The sequence below is a fragment of the Ekhidna sp. genome (assembly GCF_965221965.1).
Classification (GTDB): Bacteria; Bacteroidota; Bacteroidia; order Cytophagales; family Cyclobacteriaceae; genus Ekhidna.
Genome location: NZ_OZ244926.1, coordinates 1,952,758 through 1,970,882 on the forward strand (window position 1 = coordinate 1,952,758; position 18,125 = coordinate 1,970,882).

Annotated in this window: 22 protein-coding genes; 19 read left to right on the top strand and 3 right to left on the bottom strand. The window is 42.9% G+C overall.

What is annotated here, in order from left to right:
- The first annotated feature begins 40 nt into the window (after nt 1-40).
- The 19 genes from ACOQON_RS09315 to ACOQON_RS09405 all read left to right on the top strand — a co-directional run bounded on the left by ACOQON_RS09315 (nt 41) and on the right by ACOQON_RS09405 (nt 15,010).
- Nucleotides 41-661 (top strand): hypothetical protein, encoded by a 621-nt coding sequence (locus ACOQON_RS09315; protein WP_420578656.1) that lies wholly within the window; start codon nt 41-43, stop codon nt 659-661.
- A 57-nt stretch (nt 662-718) separates the two neighbouring features.
- Nucleotides 719-973, top strand: coding sequence for a hypothetical protein (locus tag ACOQON_RS09320; protein WP_420578657.1), 255 nt, complete (start codon nt 719-721; stop codon nt 971-973).
- A gap of 13 nt (nt 974-986) precedes the next feature.
- Entirely contained in the window at nt 987-1,331 is a 345-nt protein-coding gene (locus tag ACOQON_RS09325; RefSeq protein WP_420578658.1) for a 5-carboxymethyl-2-hydroxymuconate Delta-isomerase, read from the top strand.
- A complete protein-coding gene (locus ACOQON_RS09330) occupies nt 1,309-1,791 on the top strand; it encodes a GNAT family N-acetyltransferase (protein WP_420578659.1) in 483 nt (160 codons plus the stop codon). Before ACOQON_RS09325 ends, ACOQON_RS09330 begins: the two co-directional genes overlap by 23 nt.
- Before the next feature lie 107 nt (nt 1,792-1,898).
- On the top strand, nt 1,899-2,597 hold the full coding sequence (locus ACOQON_RS09335) for a DUF4386 domain-containing protein (RefSeq protein WP_420578660.1): 699 nt from the start codon (nt 1,899-1,901) through the stop codon (nt 2,595-2,597).
- Nucleotides 2,598-2,685: 88 nt separating this feature from the next.
- Entirely contained in the window at nt 2,686-3,525 is an 840-nt protein-coding gene (locus tag ACOQON_RS09340; protein WP_420578661.1) for a methylated-DNA--[protein]-cysteine S-methyltransferase, read from the top strand.
- 33 nt (nt 3,526-3,558) lie between these two features.
- Entirely contained in the window at nt 3,559-4,251 is a 693-nt protein-coding gene (locus tag ACOQON_RS09345; protein WP_420578662.1) for a 2OG-Fe(II) oxygenase, read from the top strand.
- Nucleotides 4,235-4,495 carry an Ada metal-binding domain-containing protein gene (locus tag ACOQON_RS09350; protein ID WP_420578663.1) on the top strand — a complete coding sequence of 87 codons (261 nt, stop codon included), beginning with the start codon at nt 4,235-4,237 and terminating at the stop codon, nt 4,493-4,495. The genes ACOQON_RS09345 and ACOQON_RS09350 overlap by 17 nt, the downstream gene beginning before the upstream one ends.
- 2 nt (nt 4,496-4,497) lie before the next feature.
- Nucleotides 4,498-5,115: an alpha-ketoglutarate-dependent dioxygenase AlkB family protein gene (locus tag ACOQON_RS09355; RefSeq protein WP_420578664.1), complete on the top strand. Its 618-nt coding sequence runs from the start codon at nt 4,498-4,500 to the stop codon at nt 5,113-5,115.
- A gap of 157 nt (nt 5,116-5,272) precedes the next feature.
- Nucleotides 5,273-5,827, top strand: coding sequence for a carboxymuconolactone decarboxylase family protein (locus tag ACOQON_RS09360; protein WP_420578665.1), 555 nt, complete (start codon nt 5,273-5,275; stop codon nt 5,825-5,827).
- A gap of 31 nt (nt 5,828-5,858) precedes the next feature.
- A complete protein-coding gene (locus tag ACOQON_RS09365) occupies nt 5,859-6,317 on the top strand; it encodes a YHS domain-containing (seleno)protein (RefSeq protein WP_420578666.1) in 459 nt (152 codons plus the stop codon).
- A 76-nt stretch (nt 6,318-6,393) separates the two neighbouring features.
- On the top strand, nt 6,394-6,816 hold the full coding sequence (locus ACOQON_RS09370; protein WP_420578667.1) for a DUF1348 family protein: 423 nt from the start codon (nt 6,394-6,396) through the stop codon (nt 6,814-6,816).
- Between the two features lie 4 nt (nt 6,817-6,820).
- Nucleotides 6,821-7,714, top strand: a complete 894-nt coding sequence (locus ACOQON_RS09375) for a helix-turn-helix domain-containing protein (RefSeq protein ID WP_420575179.1) — start codon at nt 6,821-6,823, stop codon at nt 7,712-7,714.
- Nucleotides 7,715-7,854: 140 nt separating this feature from the next.
- Nucleotides 7,855-8,997, top strand: a complete 1,143-nt coding sequence (locus ACOQON_RS09380) for a serine hydrolase domain-containing protein (RefSeq protein WP_420575180.1) — start codon at nt 7,855-7,857, stop codon at nt 8,995-8,997.
- A gap of 152 nt (nt 8,998-9,149) precedes the next feature.
- Complete coding sequence (locus tag ACOQON_RS09385) at nt 9,150-9,524, top strand: response regulator (protein ID WP_420575181.1); 375 nt, start codon at nt 9,150-9,152, stop codon at nt 9,522-9,524.
- A 21-nt stretch (nt 9,525-9,545) separates the two neighbouring features.
- On the top strand, nt 9,546-12,101 hold the full coding sequence (locus ACOQON_RS09390) for a ligand-binding sensor domain-containing protein (RefSeq protein ID WP_420575182.1): 2,556 nt from the start codon (nt 9,546-9,548) through the stop codon (nt 12,099-12,101).
- A gap of 140 nt (nt 12,102-12,241) precedes the next feature.
- Nucleotides 12,242-14,089 carry a serine hydrolase domain-containing protein gene (locus ACOQON_RS09395; protein ID WP_420575183.1) on the top strand — a complete coding sequence of 616 codons (1,848 nt, stop codon included), beginning with the start codon at nt 12,242-12,244 and terminating at the stop codon, nt 14,087-14,089.
- A gap of 19 nt (nt 14,090-14,108) precedes the next feature.
- Nucleotides 14,109-14,723, top strand: coding sequence for a hypothetical protein (locus tag ACOQON_RS09400; RefSeq protein WP_420575184.1), 615 nt, complete (start codon nt 14,109-14,111; stop codon nt 14,721-14,723).
- Nucleotides 14,720-15,010, top strand: a complete 291-nt coding sequence (locus ACOQON_RS09405; protein ID WP_420575185.1) for a winged helix-turn-helix domain-containing protein — start codon at nt 14,720-14,722, stop codon at nt 15,008-15,010. Before ACOQON_RS09400 ends, ACOQON_RS09405 begins: the two co-directional genes overlap by 4 nt.
- 25 nt (nt 15,011-15,035) lie before the next feature.
- Here ACOQON_RS09405 and ACOQON_RS09410 read toward each other — a convergent pair whose 3' ends face one another.
- From ACOQON_RS09410 to ACOQON_RS09420, 3 genes are read right to left on the bottom strand one after another with little or no spacing between them, the layout of a single operon-like run.
- On the bottom strand, nt 15,036-15,824 hold the full coding sequence (locus ACOQON_RS09410) for a peptidoglycan-binding domain-containing protein (protein ID WP_420575186.1): 789 nt from the start codon (nt 15,822-15,824) through the stop codon (nt 15,036-15,038).
- A 4-nt stretch (nt 15,825-15,828) separates the two neighbouring features.
- Nucleotides 15,829-17,538: a DUF4230 domain-containing protein gene (locus ACOQON_RS09415; protein ID WP_420575187.1), complete on the bottom strand. Its 1,710-nt coding sequence runs from the start codon at nt 17,536-17,538 to the stop codon at nt 15,829-15,831.
- The gene (locus ACOQON_RS09420; protein ID WP_420575188.1) at nt 17,535-18,125 is read right to left on the bottom strand and encodes a DUF4230 domain-containing protein; all 591 of its coding nucleotides are present in this window, start codon (nt 18,123-18,125) and stop codon (nt 17,535-17,537) included. The genes ACOQON_RS09415 and ACOQON_RS09420 overlap by 4 nt, the downstream gene beginning before the upstream one ends.

Genomic DNA, 18,125 nt, shown 5'->3' on the forward strand with positions numbered 1-18,125 from the left:
TATCACTCACATACCTAAACCTGATAAACTCAACATACACATGAACTATAATAGAATCTTACCTCAATTGGTTTTATTAGTTGCCATGATTACCTCCTGCAAAGAAAGTCCACAATCAAACCTTGCTTTACTTGACAACCAAACCCCCACAGATTCAGCACTTGTGTTTGGAGAAGGACTCATTTCAACGGTCAATTTTGAGTTTAGCATCACATTTAGCCCCGAGATGGATGAATTGTTTTTTACACGGAGAAAACCGGAAGCCAACAATGAGATTTACACAGCGCAATTCAGGGACGGACAATGGTCTGAACCGCAGTTAGCATTCTTTACATCAGAGACCGGATGGGACTTTGAGCCACACATCTCCCCTGATGGGAACAGGCTGTATTTTGGAAGCATAAGACCCCTTCCCGATTCGACCGAATCAAACGGCTTACATCAATGGTATAGCGAAAAAGCGGAAAGCGGATGGAGCACCCCCGAACCATTAGAAAACTCCTTCATGGAAAGATCGGTAACCATGTTTCTGACGTCTGCCGCGAATGGCAACCTTTATTTCACAACGGGTGAGAAAGGGGAGCGTCCGGAAGACTGGGGTATTTATCAGGCCATCCAGACGGAAAATGGATATAATGGCATCATACGCCTGGGAGATTAAATCAATTCCAAAGGTGAGTGGATCGCTCATTCCTTTATTGCACCGGATGAGAGCTATATGATCTACGATTTTAAGGGCGACTCAGGATTCGGTAAAGCTGATTTATACATCAGTTTCAACAATGAAGGTAATTGGTCAGAACCGATAAACCTGGGACCGAAAGTAAACACCGGAAAAACGGAAATGTGTGCCAGTGTATCCCCCGACGGAAAGTACCTTTTCTTTCATCGCGGTAATGAGGATAGCGGTGACATTTACTGGATCGATTTCAGACCGATCAAAACACAATTACTAGAAGAAACTCTTAATTAAATTTCACTCAATTATGCCTCATTTTATCATTCATTGCTCCAATTCAGTGGCGCAACAAATTAACCCGGACGAATTCATGCAGCAAGTGTATGACGAAGCAGAAGCCACCGGACTTTTTGATCCAAAAGACATCAAAGTGCGCATCGCCGCATTTGAGCATTACAACATCGGAAACACGAAAGACGATTTCATTCATGTCTTTGCTAATATCATGGAGGGACGTACCGATGCTCAAAAGAAGGGTCTCTCAAAGCGCATCGTCTCACGCCTGAAACAAACCTTTCCGGAGGCACCCATCATCTCCATTAATGTGAGGGATTTTGAAAAAGCCTCCTATGTCAACCGAACCATGGTATAGGGAGATTATGAAGATCAGAAAAGCAACGAAAGATGATGTACAGCATATCGTGGCTATGCTGGCTGATGATGAATTGGGTAGCAAGCGAGAAGATTACCGCTTACCACTACCCTCTTCATATAATAATGCCTTTCAAAACATTGACAAAGACCCTAATCAAGAGCTTATGGTGGTTGAGAACAAGCTGGGAGAAGTCATCGGCACCATGCAGCTTTCTTTCATCCAGTACCTCACCTATCAGGGCGGCATTCGTGCGCAAATAGAAGCTGTACGCATTCGAAAGGATGAACGAGGATCAGGACTGGGTACCCAGATGTTTGAATGGGCCACCTCCAGAGCAAAAGAAAAAGGGGCCCATGTTCTTCAGCTGACCACAGACAAAAAACGACCCGATGCTTTACGCTTTTACGAAAACCTTGGTTTCACCGCAAGTCATGAGGGCATGAAGATGCATTTCTAAACTCATATCAAATCGTTCATATTTGAATTTGCAATTCTTAGGATGATTCTTTTGACCCATTGTCCACCGACAATGACCGGCTTTTCGAATTAGCTTAATTTAGTCTAATGGAAACGAACCCTAAACAAACAGCAAGACTGACAGGCATCCTGTACCTGTTGGTCATTATCTGTGCCGGATTCAGCCAGGGCTATGTCAGAGGCACCTTGTTTGTACCCGGTGAACCGGAAACCACTTTGGCTAACATAGTGGCATCAGAAGGTTTATTCAGAATTGGCTTGGCAACTGACCTCATTGCCTTTTTGCTGGATGCTGTTATTTCCATACTCCTCTACCAGCTGGTGAAAGAAGTGAATAAAACATTGGCCATCGTGGCAGCTGCTTTTCGGCTTCTGGCCCACCCGGCCATTGCCAGTTTGAATTTGCTCAATCACTATATGGCGATCGAAACAGCAACTTCCGGCGGGTATCTTTCCGCATTGGGAATGGAACAGCAGGAAACATGGACCATGCTCTTTTTGCAAGCCCACAATTACGGTTACTTATTAGCTGGAGCCTTCTTCGGAATCCATTGTTTGTTGCTGGGAGTATTACTCTATAGGTCAAACCTGATCCCAAATATTTTTGGCATCCTGATGGTGCTGGCGGCTTTGGGGTACCTGATTGAGACCTTTGGTAATATCATGGTACCGGGGAATGAAGGCTTGCTGGCAAACATCGTTGGCTTCTCTGCTGCGATTGGTGAAGTTTCCCTGACGTTTTATCTGATCATTAAGGGAGTGAGGTCAAGTGACATGCAAGATTAGAAATGCATATAAAGACGCAGCTCCGCAAGATTCGGGTGTTTTCCATTTATACCCAGCGCTAGTTTTACCTTCATAAACAAGCACAACGATGGAAACACAAAACAACATCAACTTCCAGCGAATCGAAACCGCTATCGGATACATCCGGGAAAACTTCAAGCAACAGCCCAACCTTGATGAGGTAGCTGAACACGTGCACCTGAGTCCATATCATTTCCAGCGAATGTTCACAGACTGGGCGGGTGTAAGTCCGAAAAAATTTCTTCAGTATATCAGTACAGCCCATGCAAAGAGACTTTTAAAAGAAGAGCAGGCTACTTTGTTTGAGGCCTCCTACGAAACGGGGCTTTCAGGAACCAGCCGGTTACACGATCTCTTCGTCAACATCGAAGGAATGACCCCAGCTGAGTACAAGAATGGAGGTAAGAATTTGTCTATCAACTACAGTTTCGCGGATAGTCCATTCGGAGAGATCATCGTAGCTTCTACGACGAAAGGCATTTGTCATTTGGCCTTCATCAGTAACAAAACAGATGCGATGCATGACCTCATAAATCGTTTTCCAAACGCAAGTTTCAATCAGCACCTGGATATGATTCAGCAGAATGCGCTGTTCATTTTCACACATGACTGGAGTAAACTCCACGAAATCAAGCTACACCTGAAAGGCACGGACTTCCAACTGAAAGTCTGGGAAACACTAATCAAAATACCATCGGGTGGCCTTTCCACCTATGGAAAGATCGCACAGCAAATAAGCAAGCCCAAGGCATCACGAGCGGTGGGATCTGCTGTTGGGGATAACCCGGTCGCTTACCTCATCCCCTGCCATCGGGTGATCCAGTCTACCGGGCAAATTGGGGAGTACCACTGGGGTAGCAACCGGAAAACAGCCATGATTGGCTGGGAAGCTTCGCAAGCACAATAAGGGTCATTTTTTATACTAAAACTGCAATTTGTAATGCATACATTACCCTTGGAGAAAATAGGCAAGTCCCTGAACGAACATGGCTTTGCCTCACTGCCTGCTTTAATTGATCCTAAAACCTGCGAGGAGCTGATCTCACTTTATCCCGAGGAAGGCATCTTCCGGAAGACAGTTGTAATGGAGCGTCATCGGTTCGGGTTGGGTGAATACAAGTATTTCAACTACCCTCTGCCTGCATTCATTGAGGAGTTGAGAGCAAACATGTATTCCCACCTGGCTCCTATTGCAAATCAATGGATGCGTACCCTTGGTATCGACACCCAATACCCGGAAGATCATGAAACATTTCTTACCACCTGTCACAGTCAGGGTCAGCAAAAGCCTACACCCCTGATCCTGAAATATGGTAAAGGAGGCTACAACACCCTGCATCAGGATCTCTATGGTTCGGTGTACTTCCCTATACAGCTGGTGCTGTTTCTCTCAGACTATGGCTCGGACTATAAAGGTGGTGAATTTGTAATCACTGAGCAGGTGCCACGCTCACAATCAAAAGCCCTTGTAATCAAACCTCAAAAAGGTGACGCGCTTTTACTTGCCACTTCCTTCCGGCCCGTCAAAGGGTCGCGGGGATATTACCGTGCCAATCTACGACATGGAGTGAGCGAGGTGACCTCAGGAATTCGGTACACCATGGGGATCATCTTTCATGATGCCACAAGCTGACATGATCGCTCATCTATCCATCTCTGATCGAATGCTTTACCAGGCGATAAAGTCCGGTAAAATTCTGTGGGGAGGAAACAAACGTTTGAAAATATACGGGACGCTAAATTGCAGGTCAGGTAAGCGAATACATAAGCAAAACCGAGTGTTCTTTGTGAATGAGGATGAGGCTATTACAGCTGGCTATAGACCGTGCGGTCATTGTATGCGAGAGAAGTATAAATTATGGAAGAATAAGATTTGAACATGGAGTTGTTTGAGCGAGCCACCGATCCCGGAAAAAACTGGTTACCATATGATGGTACTGTCAACTATTACGGTAAAATCTTCGATCCATCGGAAGCTGATCGCTTGCTCCATATTCTGCTGAGCACGATTGACTGGCAGCCCGATCAGGCAGTCATCTTTGGGAAGACCATTGTCACAAAGCGGAAAGTGGCCTGGTATGCGGAGAAGCCTTTCCCTTATCGCTACTCCGGAACCACCAAAGTAGCCCTCCCCTGGACGGAAGAACTTCGATTAATCAAGGAACTGGCGGAAAAGCACTCTGGTCATTTCTACAACTCCTGTCTGCTCAATTTGTATCATTCCGGCGAAGAAGGCATGGCCTGGCATAGCGATGGAGAAACGGAATTGAAAAGAGATGGAGCCATTGCCTCACTGAGCTTTGGTGCTGAGCGTAAGTTTTCTTTTAAACACAAGCAAACCAAAGAACGCATCGACTTGCGATTGGAGCATGGAAGCTTGATGGTAATGAAAGGGGTCACTCAAACACACTGGCTTCATCGTCTGCCACCCACAAAAAAAGTCATCCACCCCCGTGTAAATCTAACCTTCCGACAGATGGGTAATAATCCCTCATAATCCACATTCTTACCACTCCCCTCAAGCGCGGAAGTTACTTCCGTGATCAAAGGGGTTAAGTCAGGGCAGGGAAAATAGTCCATCTGGTTGCGTTAAATATCCATTTTAAGACTCCTGCGGGGCATTGAAATTTGTGTCAAATTAAAATTCAATAATTATGACACGATTAAATGCACTTGCGCCGGAAGCAGCTTCTGGCAAAACAAAAGAACTATTTGAAGGCATTCATGCCAAGCTGGGAATGGTCCCTAATATGATGCGAACAATGGGAAACTCATCCGCCGTATTGGATGGATATTTGGGTCTAAGCGCATCTCTTGGAAAAGGAACTCTCGGTGCAAAGTTGGGTGAGCTAATCGCAATGACAGTAGCAGAAACAAATGCGTGCAATTACTGTCTTTCGGCACATTCGTTTATTGGTGAAAAGCTCGTGGGAATGAGTCCCGAAAGTTTGACTGAAGCGAGAGAAGCAAACCATGCCGATGAGAAAATCAAAGCAGCACTACTCTTTGCCAAAACTTTGGTGGAAAAAAAAGGACAAGTAAGTAATGAAGATGTGATTGGAATTAGAAATGCCGGTTACACAGAGGGTGAAGTGGCCGAGATTGTTGCACATGTGGCACTCAACATTTTCACTAATTACATAAACAACACGGCCAACACGGAGATCGACTTTCCTGAAGTGAAAGCGCACGAAACTGCTGTGGTCTGATGGTAATTCTTAGTTAACAAAATCTAAAATCATGAAAAATTTCATTTTAACCATTGCTGTTGTAATCAGCAGCATAACTATTGCGCATGCACAGGTTCAGCCTGTTGATGAGAACGGTCTTGCGATCGGAGGATATGATGTGGTGGCATACTTTTCAAACACTGCAGAGAAAGGAAGCATTCGATACACTGCAACCTACAATGGGGCCACTTATCAGTTTATTAACGCCCAGAATAGGGATGCATTCAAGAAGGAGCCGACTAGGTACCTGCCTCAATTTGATGGATATTGTGCATGGGGAGTAGCTGCAAAGGATTCCAAATTTCCTATCAATCCGGAAACATTTGATGTCATTGACGGAAAGCTGTATTTGCTCTTCAATGGAGATTTTGGCGGTGAGCAATTCAACACTGCTCCACTATGGAATGCTGAGACTTCTAAACTAAAAGCAGCGGCTCATGAGAAATGGCCCTCTGTTAAAAACAAATAATTACACTGCTGGTAAGTGAGCTGCGGAACCATCAGGTTCTGCATTCACTGACCCGCATAAAGAAAACCCTACAACTATGAATCAACTGGAAATCAAACCTCCTCTTCCTCCTTTTGACCTGGAGACCGCCAAACAAAAAGTGCAAATGGCTGAAGATGCCTGGAACACCCGGGATCCTGAAAAAATATGTCTTGCATATACCATTGATACAGAATGGCGCAACCGAAGTGAGTTTCTAAATGGACGAGAGGAAGTAAAGGCTTTCCTTAAGCGTAAATGGGAAAAAGAGCTGGATTATAAATTAAAAAAAGAACTTTGGGGTTTTAGAGAAAACCGAATGGCGGTTCGGTTTGAGTATGAATACCGGGACTCAGATAATCAATGGTTTCGTGCCTATGGCAATGAATTATGGGAATTTGACGAAAACGGCCTGATGCAAAAACGATTTGCCAGCATCAATGACCTACCAATAAATGAATCAGAAAGAAGATTAATTTAACACAATGGATATCCTGAACAATGACGAAAACCTGACGCTTGTAGATAAGCAAAACGGAAACCTTGCATTGAAGCTCTTCTCTTTCAATGACCTAAGCCGATTTGATCATATCCAGCGAGTTAATTATTATTCGCTTATCTGGATCAGAGAAGGCACAGGTCAGGTAAAAGCGGACTTTTCGGAGTACGAGTGGGATGCGGATTCATTGTTGGCGTTTACTCCCTATCAGCCGTTCATGCTCTCATCCAAAAAGCCTGTTCAGGGTGTCTCTCTAAACTTTCACCCTGATTTCTTTTGCATTCATAAACATCATGAATCTGTTGCCTGCAATGGGGTGCTTTTCAATAATATATACGATTCACCCGTACTGAAGCTTGATGATGCCGTATCAAAGCAATTTCAGTCACTCATTAAGCAAATGAAAGATGAGATGATGCATGGTGATCTTGCCCAACAGGAGGTGTTGGTTTCATACCTTAAAATCTTTTTGATTGCGGCTTCACGAAAAAAGGTTCAGCAACAGCCAGAAAGTATTGAAATATCTTCATCAATCGATTCTGAGCCTTACATTCTTCAAAACCTGAAACAACACATCGAAACGCATTTTCGCACCAAGCATTCAGCAAGTGATTATGCTGATATGCTGAATATATCACCAAAAGCACTGGCTAAAGCGACAAAAAAACACTTCAATAAAACGGTTTCTGATCTTATCTCTGCCAGAATCATCATTGAGGCGAAACGAGAATTGTATCTCACCGATAAGCAGGTCAAGATGATTGCGAGTGAGCTTGGATATAATGATGAGTACTACTTCAGTCGTTTTTTCAAAAATCATGCGGATATTTCACCACAAATGTACCGTGAGACAGTGGGGGTCAATAGAGCTTCAGCATAGCCAACAGGTTAATAAAGCCAGAGCTAACCCTCCGTGAAAAAAATAACCTTATCCATTCGAATAACCACTCATCTATTTCTTGCTTGCCGATGCAAATCAAGTAGTGCAACTTTTGACTACAATCACAAACTCAAAACAAAATGAAAAAGCACTACTTACTCTCACTCTTATTTGCATTCACTCTTTTCACATTTGCACAGGCACAAACGGATCAGGCTATACAGGTAGCATTGGATAGCATCCGCGAAGCATCCGATTTTCCTGGCGTGGTATTCACGTATATCGATTCGGAAGGTGGTGTTCATGCATTTGCCAGCGGAATGGCTGATAAAGAACAACAAGTACCGATGACCACCGAACACAAACTTCACGGAGGCAGTACCGGAAAAACGGTGGTCTCAGCCGTCGTTATGCAGCTCATCAGTGAAGGCAAACTGGCTCTGGATGATACCGTTTCGAAATACCTGGGCAACTACGATTGGTATTCGCGTTTGGCTAACGCAACGGATATTACCATTCGTCACCTCCTTCAACACACTTCGGGAATTGTGCGATATGAATTCAAGGAAGAATTTCTCGAAGATCTGGCAGCCAACCCATCTCGTACCTGGAAGCCTGAAGAACTCCTTGCGTATGTGCTGGATGATGAGCCTCCATTTGAGGCCGGCAAAGGTTTTACCTATGCGGATACCAATTACATTCTTTTGGGTATGATCATCGAGCAGCTCACAGAAAATACGTTCTATGCGGAAGCTGAAGAACGGGTGTTAAAACCACTAGAAATCACCAGTTTCTCACCGACCAATACCAAAGTCATATCGAATATGGCGCAAGGATATTATACCGAAGGATCTGAATATGCACTCGGTTTTAAAGCACCCTTTTTGGTGGATGGCAAGGCACAGAATAATATGCAGTTTGAATGGACCGGAGGTGGTTATGCTTACGAGAATGCAGACTATGCACGCTTACTCAAAAGCATTTATGAAGGTGAAGCCTTTGACATGGAAGCCCTTGAAGAGGAATTTTTCAATTATGCCAATGCTGCTGAAATAGGCGGCATGTATGGTCTCGGTGTAATCAAGTATGAATTCCCGGGCTTGGGTACCTTCACTGGGCATTCTGGCTTCTTTCCGGGATACAATACTGCAGGATTCTATCATCCGGATACAAAACAGGTTTTCACTATGCAGATCAACTCAACGGAAACTCCACATCTTCAACGATTTTTTGGGAATTACCTCGGATTGGTTCGTATGATTCTGGCAGATAAAAGTAATTGAAGGTCAACCCTCAGCTAGTTTGAGAGACGAGGGGCTCGACTCCCCCCGTAACAGGATTTTCAAATTCAAAATACACCGTTTTATCTATTATCAAACAAACAATGTTGTCAATGGTAGTTAATTGTGATAATTTAAGTTTATAATATTTTCACATGAGTGAGCTGAGCATATTACTGATCGACGATGACCCATCCATCAACTATCTAAACAAAATAGTAATTGAAAGGGCTGAAATAGGAGCCCGGGTTATCGAGCATACTGATCCTCAAAAAGTCCTCGAACAGCTTAAATCCGGGGAACTAAAGCCAAGCATTATCTTACTAGATGTAAATATGCCTGAGGTGAATGGTTGGGACTTTATGTCCTCCCTTCATGAGTTTCCTTCCGATTTTCAGCCACCAAGAATTATTCTACTTACTTCTTCCATTAATCCTTCTGACAAAAAAAGAGCTCAACTTGATACCTTGATCGATGCATTTCATAGTAAGCCATTAACCATCGAACTCGTTAAAGAAATAGCGTCTTGAATTTAACAAGATCATCCTACCTTGTTTAAAGCACACCTACGATATCACCTCATTTTACTGCTCGGCATCATTTTTACTTTAGATGCGAACAGTCAGTATTTTCCATCCAGACAATACACCACGACGGATGGAATGCCATCTCCGGGTGTTTTTGACATCACCCAGTCGGCCAATGGTGTAATGTGGTTCATGACTAAATCAGGACCTATGTACTACAATGCCAAAGATTGGGTGACGTTTCCTGATTCTTTGGGTCTGCCCTCTTCAAACAATTCCAAAATCGTGTCTTCCGGAAGTAGCATATGGGTGGCCGGTCTCAGTGATACGACCTTATCTATCCAGTATTTTGAAGATAAATGGCACAAAATCCCACCTCCATTGGAATCACAGGATTTATATTATGACATTTCCTTTAATGTCTTCGAAGATGATGGAGCAAAACGAGCACTGCTCGGAAACAGAGATCAGCTATGGATCTATTATGCTGAAAATAAGACATGGAAGAATCTCTCATTTGACGGTAAAAAAATCAATGATATTCGGACCACCGGCAATCAATGTCTGATCACAACATCGGATGGTGTATTCCTATTTAGGAATGAAACAATTGACGAATTCAAGCTTCCTTATGACCAATTACCGGATAAAACTATTTTGACCCTTGCCAAATCGAACGAAAAAATACATCTGCTGGGGTCGGATTGGTACGCAGAAGTAATTGACAACAATGTTGAATTGCTTATAGAGGGAGTTGGGCTGAGCGAAGCTCCTAAAGGTTACCAAAGTTCCCTGGTCGTGAATGATGATGTCGTCTTGTTTGGAGCTCACACACCGGCACGAATCATCGATCAAAAGAATAAAACCTGGAATGACCTGCCAATCGGTGGCGAAATAGTCAATATTGGAAGTACCCGGATATTTAAAGATCAGGAAAGCAATATCTGGGTCAGTGATTCCAGAGGCTTATTCAAATTCAACATTTTACGATTCGTCAACTACAACAAGAATTCAGGATTGGTAGAAAATGAAGTTTCCGCTATCAAAGAGTTATCTAACGGACTTATGCTGGTGGCCAACCCAAGGCAGCTAAACGTAATGGACGGAAATTCCATCGAGAACATTCGTCTAGGTTCAGAAGGTGATCTCGGCTATCGGGTACTGGATATTGAAGAAGACCCCCAATTAAAGGAGGTTTACATGGCTACCAGTATCGGCGGACTTTTGATCTACAAAAATGATCAGTTCTCAAAACCCATTCAGATCATTAATTTCGATCGATTCAGACCTACTTCTGTAGAGCTACACAGAGGCAAGTTATATGTCACGGGGTATTACGGGCTCTATGAATTCATCAATCAGAAACTTCAGATAGTGGATTCTCTGACAAGCATCCGAAACATCATTAGTTTAGGAGACAAGCTGGCATTGCTTTCCAATTCCAGAGGAGTGTACCTATATGACGGAAGTTCATTCACACACTATAGCTCAAAAAATTTTGATTTAAACAGCGTTTATGATATTGCTATTTATAATGGAGACACACTGCTTGCCACGCGGGATGGGATCGGAATTGCAAGAAATGGCGTCATAAGTCATGCACTTAAATACACCCAGAAATACCCTACCTACAGCCTCCTTGTGGATAGAAAGGGCAGATTATGGGGCGGTACGGATCGCGGAATTTTTATGTTTGATAATGATAAGAGTACCTTTTTTGGAGTAGATGAAGGGCTGGCAGGAAGAGAAGTCAACAGAAACGCTTTTTTAGAAGATAGTAATGAAAATATCTGGATAGGTACGGAAAGCGGAGCATCAGTATTTAAGGGGGGACGCACTTCACAAGAATTAAACCTGAATGTGGAAATTACAGAAGTCATCAGTGGGGAAGAAAAGGTGGTGACTAAATCCAAAGAGATCGCCCTCCCCTACGATGACAATGAAATGCGGGTCATATTCCAATGCGCCTCTTATGTCAATGAAGACAAAATCAATTTCCGCTATCGCATTGGCCAATCCGATAAAAATTGGGTTAAGTTATCAAGCGCTCAAAATGACATCATCTTCAGAAATCTGGGCTATGGTGACGGCACGTTTGAAATTCAAGCCCGATATGGATTAGAAGCTTGGGGGCCGGTCACCAGGTTTGATTTCACTGTCCTGAAGCCGTTTTACTTAAAATGGTGGTTTATCATACTGGGATTAATCGCTGTTTTCATTGTAGGAAGAACCATCTTCTATTTCAGGTATCTGTACCTGATCAGGCAAAAAGAAAAGCTCAAGAGAGAGGTGCAGGCCAGAACAAAAGAAATATCTGAGCTTAATGAGAACCTGGAGGAAAAGGTGATTCAGCGTACCCGTGAGCTGGAGGAAAAGAATAAAAGATTACAGGAGTATGCCTATATAAATGCCCATTACTTAAGAGGTCCGCTTACGAAGATCATGAGTGTGCTTCATTTACAAAAGCTGGAGCGTGAAACTCAAATCAATAAAAAGTATATTGAAATCTTGCAAGAAGCAGTCGATGAGTTGGATGAAGTCATCCACTCGATTACAGATCGCCTGGATGCTGACGAGTGAGAAAGGTCACCTGCAGCTAAAGAATAATTAATAGACCGATTTTCATATTTCATAACCTTGTATAATACATTTACGTGTATTTACTTTGTATTTCAAAGTACTTTTAAATAAACAAAGAAATTAATCTTCTTTTAATATTAATGAGTCTAGCCCTAGCAGCAGTATCTCAAGAGAACAATTCAACCACCAGACCCCAAGACATCAAGGAGCTAAGGCAAGCCATCCTACAGGTTTTGGAAGAGGCAAATACCCCGGGAGCAGGGATAGCTTTAGTAGATAGCTCTGGACCCATATGGATTGAAGGTCTTGGACTTGCTAACCGAGAAAAGCAAACAGTGGCAACCGATGAAACCATGTTCAGAATCGGTTCTACTTCCAAAATTTTTATTGCCCTGGCTGTATTGAAACTGCAAGAAGAGGGAAGATTACACCTCAATGACAAAGTGAGGGAATTGGCACCTGAAATTGAATTTACAAATCCATGGGAAGATACTAATCCGATTGTCATTGCACATTTACTGGAACATACCACAGGATGGGATGACCTTCATCCCTCTGAGTTTGCTCACAATGAATCTGACCCCCTAGCACTGAAAGAAGGTCTTGACTTTCACCCTCATTCACGTATTTCCAAATGGGTACCCGGAACAAGGATGGCTTATTGTAATTCAGGACCTAATGTAGCCGCATATATTGTGGAAAAAATCACAGGCCAGACCTTTGAAGCATACGTCCAGCAACAATTTTTCAACCCCATGCAGATGGAGACGATGACCTATTTCCCATCAGAAGATTATATTGAAAATGGAGCTACTTTGTATGAAGGTCCCGTAGCGCAGGATTACTGGCACCTTATCACCAGACCTTCCGGAGCTATCAATGCCTCACCAAGAGATATGGCAAAAGTGGTTCAATTTTTCATTGAACGAGGAAAAGTGGACTCCATGCAATTGGTGAATGAAGCGTCAATCAACCGTATGGAAACGCCATCAACCACCCTGGGAGCAAAAGCCGGACTCCCCTTTGGATATGGCCTATGTCTCTACACATCAGATCATTATGGGTTTACCTATTTTAAACACGGAGGTGGTGTGAATGGAGGCGTATCCGATTTCTCCTATTTGCCTTCTCATGGTTTAGGATATTCCGTTCAGATCAACTCAGGAAGCGGAACAGCTATACAAAAAATAGCTCAATTAATTCGAAATTTTCAAACAAAGGATTTAACCACTGCCCTTACCGAGATAAAGCCTGCCAAGCCCACCTCTACACAAAACATTAGTGGCTATTATCAATCCATAAATCCACGAAAAATGTTACCCTCTACCCTTCCTCCTTTAATGGCGAGAAAGGTTTGGTTGAATGGTGATACACTCGTAATGCAAACACCTGCTCACATTGGTGACATTGAAAAATATATTCCAGTTAAGGATAACGCTTATCAATCTGCTAAATCACGTCAACCGAACCTTGTTATTGTAAATGATCCACTTGCAGGAGAGGCTATTGAAATAGCCGTACCAGGAGGAACTCAGACGCTTGGATCAGTATCTCCAATTGTATTTTATGGAAGGTTAGTTGTTCTTATTCTCTGGATTTTGATGAGCATCCGAGCATTCATTCTGGCGCCTTTCTGGCTTTTCAAATATTGGAAATCAAAAATACCCGGTGGTGCAAATATCCAAATCAGACTGTGGCCTCTTGTTGCTATCTTCTTTTTGATTATTGCTTTCTTATTTGCTGCAGTCGGAAATAAGATTAATCCGAACCTGCTCGCCGAACCGAGTTTTGTTTCACTATCCATCACCATAGTCACAATTCTATTCTTCCTATTCACAATGTATAGCTTGGCACTTATTATTAAGGCGAGCAAATTGGATTTGAAGAGAAGCGTATATTTTCCATCAACTTTGTTTGTCGCACTTCAGTCAACGGTAGCCATTTATTTACTTTGGCATGGCGTTATAGGCATTAGAATATGGATTTAAAGTTCAAAATCACGAATAAATGAAAGAAAAATACATCGAAGATCTGAAAGAGATCAAAGACATCATGAACCGGTCTTCCCGCTTCATTTCCCTGAGTGGGCTTTCTGGAATATCTGCTGGAGTCATCGCATTAGTTGGTGCCTACCTGGCATACAAATTCGTTTTTGAACGCAATGACTATCTGATCTTTGATAGGGTTGTCTTGTCAACCGACCGGCTTATGGACTTGATACTAATTGCAACCACTACATTGATAGTCAGTTTTGGCTCAGTCATTTATTTAACCACAAAAGAAACCCGAAAGAAAAACCAGAAGATATGGGATCAACAGACGCAGCGTATTTTAATAAACCTGTCCATTCCGCTTTTTACTGGGGGTATTATCTGCCTGCTTTTCCTAAGCCAGGGATATCTTGGTGTGATACCTCCTTTTACCTTAATATTTTATGGTTTAGCATTGGTCAATGTGAGTAAATACACCCTGAATGAAATTAGAAGTCTGGGGCTTTTGGAAATACTCCTGGGACTGATTGCACTCCAGTTTATCAGTTTTGGTCTGGTTATCTGGTCGGCAGGGTTTGGCCTTCTTCACATCATTTACGGATTCATTATCAAAGCGAAATACAAGTCGTGAAAGAGCTTCTGGGAGAGTTAGATAAAGCATTTGAAAACAGGATACGACTAGGTATTATGTCCGCATTAGTCGTCAATGAACACCAGGATTTTAATGCATTGAAAGACCTCCTCGGTGTGACGGACGGGAACCTGGCAAGTCATTTAAAATCACTGGAGAAAAGTGACTACATCAACTTCAAAAAGGAATTTCTGGACCGGAAGCCCAATACCAAATACTTTGCCACTGAGTTGGGCAAAGCAGCTTTCAAAAAACACATTCGGGCCATAGAGCAATTGTTAAAATAATTTCAGCAATAACCAAGAGAGCTGATCACATCACTTTGTAAACATCAATGGTGTTGGCCTGAAAGTTTCTGCGTCTTAAACAGACCTCAAACCCTTCTCTTGAGCCTTCATCATTGGTGTTTCCTTCTATCGTGTGCATCCAGTCTCCTTCCACACCTATCACAATCCCTGTGTGCACCCAATCGTACTGTGTTTTCATATTCAGGAAGACATCTCCGGGCTCAATGAGCTTTGGGTTATTTCTCAGATTTACATTTCGATGCAGGCGCTTCTCCTTCAACCCATGATTACCTACCACATCACAACTGTAAGAATGCGGCATAATTTCTGTAAACCGTAGACCAATCGTTGTAGTGGCCTGATCCAAAATGGTTTGTACAAAGCCCATGCACCACGCCCACTCTTTCCCTTCATTTCCATCCATATAGGCACGCACCCACGGACCGATATTTGAATTGTAAAGCTCCCGTGGAATGTTTTGTAAATGCTGACGGGCATAGGCCACAATCAGCTGTCTTAGGTCACTTCCATCGATCCGGCTAAATGCATTGAACATGGGACTCGATAACACCCGAAAGGTGTTCGGCCCTACCACTCCATCTACTTCCAGATTTTTATGTGTCTGAAAGTCCCGCACCACCGCCTCCGTTTGCGGACCATAATCGCCATCTACCGATACCCGATGAAACCATCCGGGATCGACAAAACGCCAAAGGTTTAGCCACTCCTGCACTTTTTGCACATCATATCCTTTCGCTCCTACCTTCAGTAACTTCGAAATGTTCAGTTCTTTGATATAGTGTTTCTTTATCATGGTGCTATTTTTTTAGTCGGTCAATAAACTCAGATAGGCTTGCCTGCAATCGTGTCAGTGGGCGAAGTTTATCTTCATGGGTTTGTTTTCGTTCAATTACTTTACCTATGGTATCTATTTCAGCAAGCAGAATGGAGTCCCATGGATTTGGTGTCTGTGTAGCCAATTCAATCCATTTCACACGATCTACCGAGTCTTTTAGAGGAATCAGCTGGTACCTGAACTTGCTCAGATTAAGCGTGCTATCATACCTGGAGAGTGAAGCGCTATCCAGCGCAACCAATGATCCATTCCATTCATGTCGGAAATCACTGGAAACAAACCAATCCGAATGCTTCTTTGTAACGGAGGTTGTCAGGTTGAATTCATTGGTGCGAAGGGTGTCTCTTGTTGCTACCAGTTGTATTATATCGGTTGAGTCAATATGAAAAGTATCCTGCAGGATGCTGGCTATTCCTAGCGAATAATAACTAAATGGATACTCCTTTTCCAGAAATGAGAGTTTTTTTAAACCAGCAACAAATCGCCTGAAATGTTGCGTGAGCTTTTCCGCTTTATCGATGCTAACTGTATCAATCGTGCCAAGGTATTGCTGATACAAGCTATCAATAAAAACAGCCTCATATCGATCTACAAGGGTGTCGGCTTTGATGGTCGCCAGATGTAAATCATATGGATGCGTATGAAAAGAAACCTGTAGGTCCGGTTCATCCAACAACAAAGAGAAAAAATTCCGCAATGCTTCCACTCCATTTTCCTCGGCTCGTTTTACAATCTCCGCTCCCCGCGCCTGCGCCAATAGCTTCTGCTTACATTGCCTCTTTACTTCTTTGGCTTCTTCAAAGTCCACATCACCGGAGAACGAAACCAGCTCAAACCCCTTGACTTTTCGTTCCGGAATAAACCAAGGATTGATGTCTACATCCAGAACAGTCGGTTTGATTCCATAAAAATGAACCATTTTTCGGTCCTCCTCATACAGGAAATTACTCTCATCTAACTGACCAAAATCAAACCCAGCTCGTACCGAACCACGCCCGATAAACACAATATTTTTCTTCTTTTCCCGATCCAAATCCTCACCTACCAGATATTGATAAAAAGGAAAGAAATCGTACACAAAAGACGGCACATCAAGCAGGTAAGCATTCATCGCAGAGTCGAGTCTTTCGCCCTTAAGTCGGCTCGTTTTATTTAGTCGCTTGTATTCTTTCTTAAAGTCCTTGAGCATTCGTTTGTAGATCGTTTGCTCTACATTCCCCACGAGTCTCCCCTCTTTATAAATTCGACTCATTTTGCGGGTCAGGTACTGATTTCCCAGACAGGCAACAAATTCATTAAAGGTATTATTTGCAGGCAGATCAAGATGAAATTCACTATTTCTCACCTTTGATTTAAGTTCATTTTTCCTGCCCCTGTTTTCCCATATAGTAAAAGCTACTTCCTGCCAGGCATCTTCAGCAAAAGTGGTCAGGGTATCTGACGGAAACTCGGTTAGCTTAAACTCTTTCCAGGAAGAAATCACCTCACCGTAATATTCTGCGGTGACTAATTGTCCGATATCTCTCACTCCTGTTACCAAGTTGGCTGTTTGTTTGGTTCGTGCATTTGTGAACATTCCAATGGGGTCCCAGAAAGTAAAGGCGATGATCACTCCCACTACGATCACAATATCGAGAAAAAGCTTCCAGTTTTTAATCAGGAAATAAATCATACACCCACCTCCTCTTCTGATATTTCCGGAATAAGCTCTCCCTTATGAAAGTCAATGTATATCTCCTGATATCCCAGGGTACGAAGCAAGTTCTCCAACATCAACCGGGTTTTCTTTTCAGTTGCTTCGATGATGTTCATGTGCTTCAGAGAGTTTCTGATATCGATCTCCGCATCCTGAAAGAAGCTTTCCTGATCTTCAAGCGAAATTTTGTTTAAAAATGCATCAGTGGAAACGAGCGTATCCATTTCAAAAAGCTCTGCAGGATAGGAAAAGTTAATAACCTCCACTGCAGGCAACTTGAGTGAAATGCTTTTTCCCTGAATGTCTACATCTTCTTTTTGTAATTTCTCCAGATCAACTCCTGCTTTTACAATCGCTTTGGAGTGAGCAAGAAACTTTGCCTCATTAAGCTTTACCACCCAAAGCAATCGCTTTCGCTTTACTCCATAAACAATCTTATCAATGGTGAACTCGGTAGTTGCCAGCTTAGATGCTTTTTTAATCTTACCCACCACCAAGCCACGATCATCCTTGCAGGCTGTCAGCAAGGCCATTAATGAAACGATATAAATAAGCCGCTTCAT